Annotated in this window: 13 protein-coding genes; 9 read left to right on the top strand and 4 right to left on the bottom strand. The window is 73.1% G+C overall.

Going from position 1 to position 13,633, the window contains the following annotated elements; genetic code table 11:
• Positions 1–25 precede the first annotated feature (25 nt).
• Complete coding sequence (locus ACFO9I_RS08160) at positions 26–451, top strand: DUF3151 domain-containing protein (RefSeq protein WP_379179627.1); 426 nt, start codon at positions 26–28, stop codon at positions 449–451.
• Positions 452–511: 60 nt separating this feature from the next.
• Here the strand turns inward: ACFO9I_RS08160 and lysS are convergent, their stop codons facing one another.
• Positions 512–2,260 (bottom strand): lysine--tRNA ligase, encoded by a 1,749-nt coding sequence (gene lysS, locus ACFO9I_RS08155; RefSeq protein WP_379179625.1) that lies wholly within the window; start codon positions 2,258–2,260, stop codon positions 512–514.
• A 330-nt stretch (positions 2,261–2,590) separates the two neighbouring features.
• Between lysS and ACFO9I_RS08150 the strand changes: the two genes are divergently transcribed.
• Positions 2,591–3,583 (top strand): DNA-binding response regulator, encoded by a 993-nt coding sequence (locus ACFO9I_RS08150; protein ID WP_379179623.1) that lies wholly within the window; start codon positions 2,591–2,593, stop codon positions 3,581–3,583.
• 39 nt (positions 3,584–3,622) lie between these two features.
• Here ACFO9I_RS08150 and ACFO9I_RS08145 read toward each other — a convergent pair whose 3' ends face one another.
• On the bottom strand, positions 3,623–4,540 hold the full coding sequence (locus ACFO9I_RS08145; protein WP_379179621.1) for a diacylglycerol/lipid kinase family protein: 918 nt from the start codon (positions 4,538–4,540) through the stop codon (positions 3,623–3,625).
• 137 nt (positions 4,541–4,677) lie between these two features.
• On the opposite strand from ACFO9I_RS08145, the gene ACFO9I_RS08140 reads away from it, so the two are divergent.
• From ACFO9I_RS08140 to purB, 4 genes are all read left to right on the top strand, one after another.
• Positions 4,678–5,964, top strand: a complete 1,287-nt coding sequence (locus tag ACFO9I_RS08140; protein ID WP_379179619.1) for an adenylosuccinate synthase — start codon at positions 4,678–4,680, stop codon at positions 5,962–5,964.
• A gap of 49 nt (positions 5,965–6,013) precedes the next feature.
• Positions 6,014–7,279 carry a phosphoribosylamine--glycine ligase gene (purD, locus tag ACFO9I_RS08135; protein ID WP_379179617.1) on the top strand — a complete coding sequence of 422 codons (1,266 nt, stop codon included), beginning with the start codon at positions 6,014–6,016 and terminating at the stop codon, positions 7,277–7,279.
• A 181-nt stretch (positions 7,280–7,460) separates the two neighbouring features.
• Positions 7,461–8,057: a hypothetical protein gene (locus ACFO9I_RS08130; RefSeq protein WP_379179615.1), complete on the top strand. Its 597-nt coding sequence runs from the start codon at positions 7,461–7,463 to the stop codon at positions 8,055–8,057.
• A gap of 48 nt (positions 8,058–8,105) precedes the next feature.
• Entirely contained in the window at positions 8,106–9,524 is a 1,419-nt protein-coding gene (gene purB, locus ACFO9I_RS08125; RefSeq protein ID WP_379179614.1) for an adenylosuccinate lyase, read from the top strand.
• Here the strand turns inward: purB and ACFO9I_RS08120 are convergent.
• Positions 9,521–10,963, bottom strand: a complete 1,443-nt coding sequence (locus ACFO9I_RS08120) for an MFS transporter (protein ID WP_379179612.1) — start codon at positions 10,961–10,963, stop codon at positions 9,521–9,523. The genes purB and ACFO9I_RS08120 overlap by 4 nt on opposite strands.
• 69 nt (positions 10,964–11,032) lie before the next feature.
• On the opposite strand from ACFO9I_RS08120, the gene ACFO9I_RS08115 reads away from it, so the two are divergent.
• Positions 11,033–11,305, top strand: a complete 273-nt coding sequence (locus ACFO9I_RS08115; protein WP_379179610.1) for an acylphosphatase — start codon at positions 11,033–11,035, stop codon at positions 11,303–11,305.
• 6 nt (positions 11,306–11,311) lie between these two features.
• On the opposite strand, the gene ACFO9I_RS08110 is transcribed toward ACFO9I_RS08115, so the two are convergent.
• Complete coding sequence (locus ACFO9I_RS08110) at positions 11,312–11,923, bottom strand: hypothetical protein (RefSeq protein ID WP_379179608.1); 612 nt, start codon at positions 11,921–11,923, stop codon at positions 11,312–11,314.
• Between the two features lie 62 nt (positions 11,924–11,985).
• Here ACFO9I_RS08110 and ACFO9I_RS08105 point away from each other — a divergent pair, with 62 nt between their 5' ends.
• Both ACFO9I_RS08105 and ACFO9I_RS08100 read left to right on the top strand, forming a co-directional pair.
• A complete protein-coding gene (locus ACFO9I_RS08105) occupies positions 11,986–12,576 on the top strand; it encodes an antibiotic biosynthesis monooxygenase (protein ID WP_379179606.1) in 591 nt (196 codons plus the stop codon).
• 137 nt (positions 12,577–12,713) lie between these two features.
• The gene (locus ACFO9I_RS08100) at positions 12,714–13,604 is read left to right on the top strand and encodes a hypothetical protein (protein WP_379179604.1); all 891 of its coding nucleotides are present in this window, start codon (positions 12,714–12,716) and stop codon (positions 13,602–13,604) included.
• Positions 13,605–13,633: the final 29 nt, after the last annotated feature.

Raw genomic sequence — 13,633 nt, 5'->3', positions numbered from 1 at the left:
AGAAGTCAACACCCGGCCATGGACAATGGCCTCCATGACTTCCTTCGGTGACCTGATGGCCGGCCCCCCGCCCACCCACCTGCCGGAGGACCCGGCCGCCGCCGAGCTGGCTGCGGGGGAGGCTCCGGTGGACGTCGTACGCCGTAACCCTGCCTCGCCGTTCGCCTGGGCCGCGCTGGCCGAGCAGGCCCGCGACGCGGACGCCGACGACGTGACCGTCTACGCCTACGCCCGCGTCGGCTACCACCGCAGCCTGGACATGCTGCGTCGCAACGGCTGGAAGGGCCACGGCCCGGTCCCGTGGGAGCACGAGCCGAACCGCGGCTTCCTGCGCTGCCTGGCGATGCTCGCCGCAGCGGCGCGCGCCATCGGCGAGACCGCGGAGTGGGAGCGCTGCTCGGAGTTCCTGCGCGACTCCAGCCCCGCGGCCTACGACGCCCTGCTCGCATGACGCCGCTCGGATGACGCTGCCCGGGTGACGCTGCCCGGGTGACGCCGCCGGGCCGGTCCGTCAGGGGGTCAGCAGCGAGCGCACCGGGCCGGTGCCCAGCGCGACGATCAGCGTGGGCAGCCGCGGGCCGCGGTCGGCGTCGACCAGCAGGTTGTAGAGCAGCTTGAAGAACGCCTTCTGGTCGGCCTTGACCTCGTCGGTCGGGTCGGCGTCCAGCGGCAGCCCGTGCGCGAGCTTCGGCACACCGTAGACCAGCGTGGTCACCGGCTCGATGTCGAGCTCCTCGGAGAGGCCGTCGAGCAGCAGGCTGATCCACTGGCGCTCGCGGTCGGAGAGCGTGGCCAGCCGGTCGCGGTCCGGCTCGGTGCGCACGGTGGTGCGGTCCTCGGCGGGGACGAAGTCGGCCATCCAGGTCATCGCCCGGCTGAGCCGGGGCTCGAGCTCGTCGACGTCGGCGTGCTCGTAGCCCACGTGCCCGATCGTGCGGCTGATCAGCTCCGCGCTGCCGGCGGTCACGTCGGCGACCGAGGACAGCACGCGGAACGGCACGACCACCGCCGGGGTGGGCAGGGTGCCGGCTGCGGCGGTCGCGGAGGCGCGCTCGAAGGCGAGGACCTGGGCGTCGCGCTTGTCGGGGTTCGCCGCCTTGCGGCCCAGCGCGTCCCACTCGTCGTAGAGGCGCACCACCTCGGCGCCGAAGTCGACGTTGAACGCCTGCTTCGGCTGCCGGCGGACGTAGAGCCAGCGCAGGATCGGCGCCTCGAGGATCTTCAGCGCGTCGGCCGCGGTCGGGACCTTGCCCCGCGACGACGACATCTTGACCTGGCCGCCCGCGCCGACGAAGGAGTAGCCGACGAACGACGGGGCGCGCCCGCCGTAGATCCTCTTCACCAGCTCCTTGCCGACGGTGTACGACGACCCGGGCGTCGCGTGGTCCACGCCGCCGGGCTCGAAGTCCACGCCCTCGACCGACCAGCGCATCGGCCAGTCGACCTTCCACACCAGCTTGCCCTCGTGCTGGGTGGTCAGGTTCGTGACGCCCTCGAACGCGCACGCCTGGCAGGTGTAGGCGAGGTCGGTCGTCTCGTCGTCGTACGACGTGACCGTGGTCGTGTCGCGGCCGCAGTCGCGGCAGTAGGGCTTGAAGGGGAAGCGGGACAGGTCGCCCGCCGCTCCGTCCGGCACCCCGGTCTCGTCGTCCTCGTCGGCGACGGACTCCTCGAGCGCCTCGGCCTCCTGCTCGCTCTCGGCGACCGGGGCGGTCTTCTTGGTGCGGTAGGCGGCGAGCACGGTCTCGATCTCGTCGCGGCGGCGCACGGCGGTGAGGATCTCGTCGCGGTAGGCGCCGGCGCGGTACTGCTCGGTCTGGGAGACCTCCTCCATCTCCACGCCCATCTCGCGCAGCGAGGCCTGCAGCGGCGCCTTGAAGTGCTCGGCCCACGACTCGTGGCAGGACCACGGGTCCGGCACGGCGGACAGCGGGCGGCCGATGTGCTCGGACCAGGACGGGTCGACGCCGGCCGGCACCTTGCGGAAGCGGTCGTAGTCGTCCCAGCTGTGCAGGTGGCGCACCGCGATCCCGCGCCGCCGGATCTCCTCGGCGACGAAGTGCACGGTGAGGAACTCGCGCAGGTTGCCCAGGTGCACCGGTCCGGACGGGCTGGCACCGGACGCGCAGGTGATGACCCGGCCGCCGTCGGTGCCGGCCAGCTCGTCGGCCTGCCGGGCGTGGCGGATCGCGTCGTCCGCCGCGCGGGTGACCCAGTCGGTGGGGGCGTGCCCCGTGGAGGCCTCTGCGCCTCGTCCCATGCTGCTCGCTGCTCCTGCTGCTCGGTCGTGCTCGGGTGGTGTGCCGAGCCGCAACGCTACCGGGCGCGGGGCACCGCTCCGAAAGGCGGACGAGGCGTCCGCGGCGGGAACGGGCCGCAAATGCGGGAAGGGCCTCGGAATCGTCCCCTGTGGCGATTCCGACGCCCTGTCCCTTGCGTCGGCTGCTCGACCGCATCCCCCGATGTGGGTCGTGCCTGCCGCCGCGCCCTCCCCGAGAGGAGGTGCGGCTGCGCGACGCGCACAGGAATCTTCGCATTGACAGGTCCGTGCCAGCTGGCTAACAGCGGCCCTTGACACTAACCTGCCAGAATGCCGCGCCGCGCCCCGATCAGCGTCATGACCGCCCTCGGCTTCCCGCCCACGGTCGACCGGCTCTACGAGCGGGTGCTCAAGCAGTCCGGCCGTGAGCTGGTCTCGGTCGCGCAGGCGCTGCTGCGCTCGCCCCAGGAGCTGATGTCCGACCTCGCGCCGCTGATGGAGCACGAGGTGGTCCGGATCGAGGCCGGCCGGGTGTTCGTCGAGACGCCCTCGGAGGCGCTGGCCAGGCTGGTCGCGGACCAGGCCGGCGAGGCGGCCCGGGCCCGCCGCCGCCTCGACGCGCTGGCCGCCGCGATCCCCTTCCTGACCGCCGGTGCAGCGCGTCCGGCGCCGGGAGAGGTGCACGACGTCGAGCCGATCGACGGCGAGATCAGCTCCGGCGGTCAGCCGGTCGCGCTGATCGCTGCGCTGATGGCGCAGAGCAAGGGCGACATCCTCTGGCTGCGCCCCGACCAGTGGCGGATCCCCCGTGAGGACGCGATGCTGGGCGTGGTCCGCGACCTCATCGCCAGCGGCCGGCGCTCGCGCGCGATCTACCCGGTGCGGGCCCTGACCGAGGCGCCGGACACCCTGCGAGCCCGCGCCGAGATCGGGGAGCAGATCCGGGTGCTGCCCGACCTCCCGACCCGCATGTTCATCATCGGCACCACGCACGCCGTGCTGCCCGAGCCGCTGGGCTTCACCGACGAGCCCCGGTCGCTGGTGCGCCAGCAGGGACTGGTCGAGGCGCTGACGCTGCTCTTCGAGCTGTTGTGGGAGCGCGCCGCGCCGGTGCCCGCCCTCGACCGCGGCGAGGCTCGACCCGACCTGCGCCGGTTCATGCTGCAGCAGCTGGCCTCGGGCGCCCAGGACGAGCAGGTCGCCCGGACCCTCGGCATCAGCCTGCGGACGGTACGCCGCCGCGTCGCCGACGTGCTGACCGAGCTCGGCGCCGACACCCGGTTCCAGGCCGGGGTGGAGGCCGTGCGCCGCGGCTGGTTGTGACGTGGCTGCCGGTGACGCGACTCCCGGTGACGCGACTGGCTACGAGCGGGGCAGCACCATCGAGTAGGCCTCGGGCTCCACGTGCCAGGTCCGCTGCCGCTCGGGGCCGTAGATCTCCCCGTCCGCACTCACCCAGAACTCCTCGCCGGAGACCGACACCGTCGAGCCGCGCAGGTAGGTGACGTCGTCGCGCTCGGGGTGCCGGGCGAGGCCGAGGTGGATGGCGTACCGGACCCGCTCCAGCGGGCCGACCGCCCGCGAGATCATCACGTCGACGCGGCCGTCCTCCGGCGTGGCGTCGGGGGTGAGCTCGGCGCCGCCGCCGACCGAGGAGCCGTTGCCGACGGCGACCATCAGGACCGGGTCGTCGAAGTCGTTCACCACACGTCCGTCCACCTCGACCCGCAGCCGCAGGATCGGCGGGTTCCAGGCGGTGAGCGCGGCGCCGATCGGGTAGCCGAGCTTGCCGAGGTTGACCTTGCCCACCCCGACCGAGCCCAGCCGCTCCTTCCAGCGCGCGCCGCGGCGGCTGGCGTTGGCCCCGGCCCCGACGTGGACGCTGTTGACGACCACCTCGCCGACCTCGTCGACCACCAGGTCCATCGGCCGCACCTCGCCGTGCAGGATCACCCGGGCGGCCTCCTCGATGTCGAGCGGGATGTCGACGCCGCGGGCGAAGTCGTTGCCCGTGCCGAGCGGCAGCAGCCCGAGCACCGAGCCCTTCAGGTCGTTGCGACGGTGCAGCGCCGACACGACCGCGTGCAGGCTGCCGTCGCCGCCCGCGACCACGATCCGGCGGGAGCCGGCGCGGTGCAGGACGCCGTCGAGCTCACCGGGGTCGCCGGTGGCCTGGACCTCCACGGACGCGTGCTCGCGCAGCACCGTCAGGGCGAGCTCCAGCGACTCCTGGTCGGCGGTGCCGGCGTCGCTGTTGGTGATGACGAGTAGGGGGTCCACTCGCCGGACCCTATCCGAGGCGCGGTCCGTCGAGCAGGGCCATCCGGACGTCCTGCGGTATCGTGTGGCCGCAAGAGCCCCGGTGCGCTGTTGCCGGGGCTCCTTGCATTTCCTGCAGTCCACCTGAGGGGTAAGCGATGCCCGCCATCGTCATCCTCGGCGCCCAGTGGGGCGACGAGGGCAAGGGCAAGGCGACCGACCAGCTCGCCACGACCGAGACCATCGACTACGTCGTCCGCACCAGCGGCGGCCACAACGCAGGCCACACCATCGTGGTCAACGGCGAGAAGTTCGCCACGCACCTGCTCCCGAGCGGGATCCTGACGCCCGGCGCCACCTCGGTGATCGCCAACGGCGTCGTGGTCTCGCCCGAGGCGCTGTTCCGCGAGCTCGACGCGCTGCTCGAGCGCGGGGTGGAGGTCGCCGACCTCGTCGTCAGCGCCAACGCGCACGTCATCGCGTCGTACCACTCGACGATCGACAAGGTCGCCGAGCGGTTCCTCGGCGCGAGCAAGCTCGGCACGACCGGGCGGGGCATCGGCCCGGCGTACGCCGACAAGATCAACCGCGTCGGGATCCGGGTCGCCGACCTCTTCGACGAGGGCATCCTGCGGCAGAAGGTCGAGGCTTCTCTCGACATCAAGAACCACCTGCTCGCCAAGGTCTACAACCGCCGCGCGATCGAGGTCGACGCCGTGGTCGAGGAGCTGCTGTCGTACGTCGACCGGTTGCGGCCGATGGTCAAGGACACCTCACTGCTGCTGAACACCGCGCTCGACGAGGGCCGCACCGTGCTGTTCGAGGGCGCCCAGGCCACGATGCTCGACGTCGACCACGGCACCTACCCCTTCGTGACCAGCAGCAACCCGGTCGCGGGTGGGGTCTGCACCGGCGCCGGGGTCGGCCCGACCCGGATCGACCGCGTGATCGGCGTGATCAAGGCCTACACCACCCGCGTCGGCTCCGGCCCGTTCCCCACCGAGCTGTTCGACGAGGACGGCATCAACCTGCAGAGGATCGGCGGCGAGATCGGTGTCTCCACCGGCCGGACCCGTCGCTGCGGCTGGTACGACGCCGTCGTCGCGCGCTACTCCAGCCGCGTCAACGGGCTGACGGACTACTTCCTCACCAAGCTCGACGTGCTCGACAGCTGGGACCGGATCCCGGTGTGCGTCGCCTACGAGATCGACGGCGTGCGCCACGACGAGATGCCGATGACGCAGACCGAGTTCCACCACGCCAAGCCCGTCTACGAGTACTTCGACGGCTGGAGGACCGACATCTCCGGCTGCCGGACCTTCGAGGACCTGCCCAAGAACGCCCAGGCCTACGTCCAGGCGCTCGAGGAGATCTCCGGCACCCGCATCTGGGGCGTGGGCGTGGGGCCGGGCCGCGAGCAGACGATCGAGGTGCACCCGGCCTGACGCGGACCGCGGCGGGGGTGGACGTCGAGCGGCACTACCCTTGACGCCCGTGACCTCCCCCTCGCCGTCCTCCCTCTCGGTCCTGGTCATCGGCACCGGTGGTCGTGAGCACGCCCTGGTGCGGGCGCTGGCCCAGGACCCGGTCGTCACCGCGGTGCACGCGGCCCCCGGGAACCCCGGCATGGCCGGCCCGGCGACCCTGCACCCGGTGGATCCGCTGTCCGGTGAGGCTGTCGCCGGCCTCGCGGCCTCCCTCGGCGTGGACCTCGTCGTGGTCGGCCCCGAGGCGCCGCTGGTGGCCGGGGTCGCCGACGCCGTCCGCGAGCGTGGGATCGCCTGCTTCGGGCCGACGCGCGAGGCCGCCCGGCTCGAGGGCTCCAAGGCGTTCGCCAAGGAGGTCATGGAGGCCGCGGGGGTGCCGACGGCACGGGCGTTCGTCTGCACCACCCCCGAGCAGGCCGCGGCCGCGCTCGACGAGCTCGGGGCGCCGTACGTCGTCAAGGACGACGGCCTCGCCGCGGGCAAGGGGGTCGTCGTGACCGAGGACCGCCAGGCGGCGGTGGACCACGCGGCCGCGTGCGAGCAGGTCGTGATCGAGGAGTACCTCGACGGCCCCGAGGTCTCCCTCTTCGCCGTCACCGACGGCACCACGGTCTACCCGCTGCTGCCGGCCCAGGACTTCAAGCGGATCCGCGACGACGACCAGGGCCCCAACACCGGCGGCATGGGCGCCTACACGCCCCTGCCCTGGGCGCCCGAGGGGCTGGTCGACGAGGTGCTGCGCACCGTCCTGCAGCCGACCGTCGACGAGATGGCCCGCCGCGGCACGCCGTTCGCCGGGCTGCTGTACGCCGGGCTCGCGCTCACCTCGCGGGGCACCCGGGTGGTGGAGTTCAACGCCCGCTTCGGGGACCCCGAGACCCAGCCGCTGCTCGCGCTGCTCGACTCCTCGCTCGCCACGCTGCTGCACGCCGCCGCGACCGGCGCCCTCGCCGACGTGCCGCCCCCGGCGTGGAAGGACGGCGCGGCGGTGGCGGTCGTCCTCGCCAGCGGCGGCTACCCGGAGTCCTCGTCGTCGGGCGAGGTGATCACCGGCCTCCATCGGGCCGAGGCGATCGAGGGGGTCCACGTGATCCAGGCGGGCACCGCCCTGTCCGGTGACGACCTCGTGACGGCCGGCGGGCGGGTGCTCGCGGTGGTCGGGACCGGTCCCGACGTCGCGGCCGCCCGTGCCGCGGCGTACGAGGGTGTGGCCGCCATCGAGTTCGAGGGCGTCCAGCGCCGCACCGACATCGCCCTCAAGGCATCCGGCTGAGCACTGGGGAGAGGGGCACACTCGCGACCCTCTCCCCAGTGCTCGACGCAGGTGTTCGTCGGGCGTGCTGGTCAGGCGTCCTCGGCAGGCAGCCGGTGCACGGAGCCCCGGCGAGGTGCCTCTTCCACAGGCGCGACGGCGCGCACTGTCGGACCGATCCGCGCACGGTTAGCGTGCCGTGGTGCTCATCTCCGCTCGTCAGGCTGCGTCGCTGCTCGCGTGCGCAGGCGTGACCGGTCGGCAGGCCCGTCGTCTGCTGGCGGCCGGGTTCGCCGGGCCAGCGCAGATCACGTCGGCTGCCCATCTGTACGAGCGCGCGAAGGTGCTCGAGCTCGCAACCTGGCCCTGGCTGGAGCACGGTGGGCAGAGCGCGCCGTTCGCCATGGACGCCGAGATCCGGCGGCGGGGCCGCGAGGTCTTCATCGCTCGTCGGGACGTGGACATGACGGCCCCTCGAGACCTTCAGCTGCACGGGCTGCGGGGCGGGTGGGACCTGTCCGATCTGACCCGCGTCCTGCTGTCTGCCCGGTGCGAGCAGCTCGGGTTCGTGCCGTTCGTGGCCACGGTCGCGGGGTTCGTGGCCCTCGGCGCGGAGCTGACCGGCGTGGCGTTGCGTCAGGTCCGCAGTGCCGACCTGACCCTCCGCGAGCCGGGGCCGTGGTTCGAGCAGGTGCGTGGGCACCGCCTTCACAGCGGGCCGGGCCGGGACTTCGCGATCCGGCGGATGCCGGCGTTCGCCCAGTGGACGGGCACTCCCTCCCGTCCGGAGACCGGCTGAGCGCGTGGGACAATCGGGGGACCGAGCCACCGCAGTGCAGGAGATCGCGTGACCGTCCCCAACGTCCTCGCCACCCGCTACGCCGGAGCGGACCTCGCCCAGATCTGGTCCCCCGAGCACAAGATCGTGCTGGAGCGGCAGCTCTGGATCGCCGTGCTCGAGGCGCAGCGTGACCTCGGCATCGAGGTGCCCGACGGGGTCGTCGAGGCCTACCGCGACGTCGTCGACAAGGTCGACCTCGAGTCGATCGCCGCGCGCGAGCGGGTCACCCGCCACGACGTGAAGGCGCGGATCGAGGAGTTCAGCGCGCTCGCGGGGCACGAGCACATCCACAAGGGCATGACCTCGCGCGACCTGACGGAGAACGTCGAGCAGCTCCAGGTCCGCCAGTCGCTGGCGCTGCTGCGTGACCGGGCCGTCGCGGCGCTGGCGCGCCTGGCCCGCCTGGCCGCCGAGCACGAGACCACGGTGATGGCCGGCCGCTCGCACAACGTGGCGGCGCAGGCGACGACGCTCGGCAAGCGGTTCGCCACCGTCGCCGACGAGATGCTGATCGGGCTCGAGCGGATCGAGGACCTGCTGGGTCGCTACCCGCTGCGCGGCATCAAGGGGCCGATGGGCACCGCCCAGGACATGCTCCACCTGCTCGACGGCGACGCCGCCAAGCTCGCCGAGCTCGAGCAGCGGGTGGCTGCCCACCTCGGTTTCGAGCGGGTGCTGACCTCGGTCGGCCAGGTCTACCCGCGCTCGCTGGACCTCGACGTGGTCTCCTCGCTGGTGCAGCTGGTGGCCGGCCCGTCCAACCTGGCCACCACGATCCGGCTGATGGCCGGCAACGAGCTGGTGACCGAGGGGTTCAAGGAGGGCCAGGTCGGCTCCTCGGCGATGCCGCACAAGATGAACAGCCGCTCCTGCGAGCGGGTCAACGGCCTGGCGGTCGTGCTCCGCGGCCACCTGTCGATGATCGGCGAGCTCGCCGGCGACCAGTGGAACGAGGGTGACGTCTCCGACTCCGTCGTACGCCGGGTCGCTCTGCCGGACGCCTTCTTCGCCGCCGACGGGCTCTTCCAGACCTTCCTGACCGTGCTCGACGAGTTCGGCGCCTTCCCGGCGGTGGTGCAGCGCGAGCTGGACCGCTACCTGCCGTTCCTCGCCACCACCAAGGTGCTGATGGCCGCGGTCCGCAACGGGGTCGGCCGCGAGGTCGCCCACGAGGCGATCAAGGAGGCCGCCGTCGGCGTCGCCCTCGACATGCGTCGTGGCCAGGCCGAGAACGACGTCTTCGCCCGCCTCGCCGCCGACCCGCGCCTCGGCCTCACCGCCGGGCAGCTGGAGTCGCTGGTCGCCGAGCCGATCACCTTCACCGGCGCCGCGGTCGACCAGGTCGAGAGCGTCGTGCGCCGGGTGGCCGAGGTGACCGCGCGGTACCCGGAGGCCGCGGCGTACTCCCCGGGCGCGATCCTCTAGCCGCTCCGGCCCTCCTGGCGCAGCGACCGCACGGCCATCACCATGGCGACGGCGAGGACCGCGAGCGAGGAGAGCAGTGCGAGCTGGAGACCCCGGCCCGGCGACGAGGTGGCGGCGAGGCCGTAGACCGTCATCAACAGGGCCGCGCCGATCGAGGACCCGATCCGCTGGCCGGTCTGGAGGGCACCACCGGCAGCGCCGCCCATCTGGGGTGGGACCTCCGCCAGGGACAGGGTGAAGTTCGGGGAGACGACCCCGCCCCCACCGAGGCCGGCGACCAGCAGCGGCGGCACCAGCACCAGCCAGAGTCCCTCGGCGCCACGCCCCGGGACGAGCAGCGCGACCACCAGCACCCCGGCCATCATCACGCTGAGGGCGATGACCGTGATGAGCCGGTGGATCCGCGAGACCAGCCTGCCGGCCAGCGGCGCGGTGAACGCCGACCCGACCGCGAACGGTGTCAGCAGCAGGCCGGCGGCCAGCGGCGAGAACCCCATCCCCTCCTGCAGGTAGACCGAGAGCACCAGGAAGATCCCGGTGAAGCCGGTGAAGTAGAGCGCGCCGACCGCCAGCCCGTTGGCGTAGCCGGGGGTACGCCGCAGCAGGCCGACGTCGAGCAGCGGTGCGCCGCCACGCCGCCCGACCCGCCGCTCCCAGCGCACGAAGCCCCAGAGGAACACCGGGGCGCCGGCCAGCAGCAGCAACGGCAGCCGGGCCCCGCTCTCGACGCTCACCAGGGGGAACAGCAGGCACAGCACCCCGCCCCCGAGCAGCGCCGCACCGAGGTGGTCGAGGCGGGTCCGGTCCTGGGACTCCCGCGGCCGCTGCGGCACCATCCGGGCCACGAACACCATCGCGACCAGGCCGATCGGGACGTTGACGAGGAAGAGGTAGCGCCAGCCGTTCTCCTCGCCGAGCAGGGTGATGATGACGCCGCCGATCACGGGCCCCAGTCCGGAGGAGATGGAGACCGTCAGCCCGAAGAAGCCGAACGCGCGCCCGCGCTCTGGCCCCCGGAAGAGCTGCTGGATGAGCCCCGAGTTCTGCGGCGTCAGGAACCCGGCGGCCGCCCCCTGCACCAGCCGTGCGCCGATCACCCACCCCGCGGTCGGCGCCAGCCCCACCGCCGCGCTGGCGACCACGAACCCGGTCAGCCCGACGAGCATCATCCGGCGCCGCCCGTAGGCGTCGCCGAGCCGCCCGCCCGTCACCAGCGTCAGGCCGAAGGCCAGCGCGTAGCCGGACACCACCCACTGGACCGTCGAGGCCGAGGTGTCGAGCCCGGCGCGGATCGAGGGGATCGCGACGTTGACGATGGTGACGTCGAGCAGCGCCATGAACCCGATCACCAGCGTGACGCCGAGGATCCGCCAGCGCCGGGGGTCGGGCTCGTAGGCCTCCTGCTCGCCCGGCGCGGCGGTCGCGGTCTCCTCGCTCACCCCCTCACTCTGACCCGGCCGCCCAAGCCGTGGCGCGTCGGTCCGTCGTACGACGCGCACAATGGGCGGGTGCGCAAGGCAGTGGACGTGCGGGTGACCGGTCGGGTGCAGGGCGTCGCGTTCCGGATGTACACCGAGCAGCAGGCGCACCGGCTGGGCGTCGCCGGGTGGGTCCGCAACGAGCCGGACGGCTCCGTCGGCGGTCACTTCGAGGGCGACGCCGAGGCGGTCGACGCGCTCGTCGGGTGGTGCAGCAGCGGCCCGCCGATGGCCCGCGTCCAGCACGTCGCCGTGCGGGAGTCGCGCGACGGCGGCGCTCGGTCGTTCGAGGTCCGCTTCTGAGGCGGCTCAGACCAGCGCGCGCCCGTCGTGGTTGGCCAGCTTGTGGGCGATGGTGGCCAGGTCCGCGCGCCACACGTCCTCGGGCACCGGCGGCAGCACGTCGTCCCACTGGATGGCGAAGCTGCCCTTGACGCCGGCCTGTCGGGCGGTCCGCGCCACGAACCAGACGTGCAGGTGGCTGCTGCCGTCGCCCCAGCGGCTCACGTGCACCCGCCCGATGTTCGGCAGGCGGCACATGATCCGGCTCAGCCAGACCGAGATCCGGCCGTACTCCGAGGCGAGCTCGTCGTCCATCTCGCTGAAGTCCTGGTGCTCCTTGCTCTGCAGGAACAGCGCGATCGGCAGCCCGGTCGGCTCCGCCATCCGGGTCACGACCCAGCGCTCGTTCTCCCAGATGTCGCGGGCGGGGTCCCGCTCGCAGGTCGGGCACGGCGCGCCGGCCTCCCCGGCCCGCGGCTCCTCGTCGGCCGGGGGCGGCAGCACCTTCGGCACGATCGCGCCGTCGACGACCTCCCACGGGAAGATGTCCCACTCGACGAGCGGCGGGGTCGGCAGGCGGCCGTCCTCCCCGACAGCGGCGACGACCCGGGCGTAGACCTCTTCAGCAGACTCCGGCATGGGCACACTGTGCCAGCAGACGCGAATTTGCGGGGCAACGCCCCCGGGCCGACGATTTTCCGATGAGCTCACCCGTGACCGTCTCCATCACGCGTCATCTCGACCCCGGCCGCGAGGCCGAGATGATGAGCTGGATGTCCGCCGGCATGACCCTCGCCGAGAAGTTCCCCGGCTTCCTGGGCGCCGGATGGGTCCGGCCCGAGCGCGACTCGGAGACCTGGCACGTCCTCTACCGGTTCGCGGACGCCGATGCGCTCGCGGGCTGGGAGTCCTCGCACGAGCGCCAGTGGTGGCGCGACGCGTCCGCCGGTCTCGGGGTCGTGGAGTCGCGGGTGGAGCGGCGGACGGGCATCGAGGGCTGGTTCGACGACCCGACCACGCGTGACGTCCGTGACCTGCGGCTGCCGCAGGCCGCACCGCCGCGGTACAAGCAGGCGACGGTGATCTGGCTGGCGTTCTTCCCGCTGAGCCTGCTGGCGTCGTGGGTCCTGACGCACGTGGCGCCCGACATCACGCTGCTGGAGCGCGCGCTGGTGACCACCTTGGTCATGACGCCGCTGATGACCTACGTCGTGCTGCCCCGGATGACCCGGACGCTGAGCTGGTGGCTGCAGGGCGAGCCGGCCCCCTGGCGGCGAACGGCCACCGCCTGAGGGGGTTCCGAGGCCGGCCGCGGTGGGGTCGGATGCTGGCCATGAACTTCTCGGGAACCACCTCTCACGCCCGTGCGATCGGCAGGAGCGTCGCCTCGGCCCTATAGTCGACGAAATTTGTCGACTATGCTGACCGGATGACCGTCGACACGCTCCCGCCCCTGCCGGCCGCGGACGACGCCGAGGTGGTCGTCGCGGCCCCGGGGCCGGGCCCGGGCAACTGGGCCGGCGCCGCCAGCGCCGTGCTCGTGGACGGCACCTACTGGCTGACCTATCGCAACCGCCGGCCGCTCACCGACGGCCGGGGCGTCTCGGTGGTCGTCGCGCGCTCCTGCGACGGGGTCCGCTTCGAGACCGTCGCCGAGGTGGAGCGCGAGGCGTTCGGCAGCGAGTCGTTCGAGCGACCCGTGCTCGTGCCGGTCCCCGACGTGGGCTGGCGGCTCTACCTCTCCTGCGCGACGCCGGGCAGCAAGCACTGGTGGGTCGACAGCCTGACGGCGCTCACGCCCGAGGCGCTCCCGACCGGTGAGCGCCGTCTCGTCCTCGCCGGTGACGACGACACCGCCGTCAAGGACCCGGTCGTCACCCGGACCGCCGACGGGTGGGAGATGTGGCTGTGCTGCCACCCGCTGACCGACCCCGGGCACGAGGACCGGATGACCACGCGCCGGCTCACCAGCGCCGATGGTCTGGAGTGGACCGACAACGGGGAGGTGCTCGCCGGGCGATCCGGGGAGTGGGACGCGCGCGGGGCGCGGGTGACCGCGGTGCTGGCGGCCGACCCCCTCGTCGTGCTGTACGACGGGCGCCCGGACGCCGCCTCCAACTGGCACGAGCGCACCGGTGTGGCCCGGTGGGACGGCGCCCGGCTGGTGCCCGACGCCCGGCTCGCGCCGCTGGCCTCGCCGCACTCCGACGGCGCCTTCCGCTACGTCACGTCGGTCGCGCTGCCCGGAGGGGGGACCCGGTTCTACGCCGAGGTGGCCCGCCCGGACGGCGCGCACGACCTGGTGACCTGCGTGCGCTGACCGGCGCCGGTCCGGGCCCGAGGACAGGA

The organism is Nocardioides sp. GCM10023255, from assembly GCF_042653125.1.
Lineage (GTDB): Bacteria > Actinomycetota > Actinomycetes > Propionibacteriales > Nocardioidaceae > Nocardioides.
The sequence above is the reverse complement of the archived record's forward strand: the minus strand, read 5'-3'. Positions and strand labels throughout refer to the sequence as shown.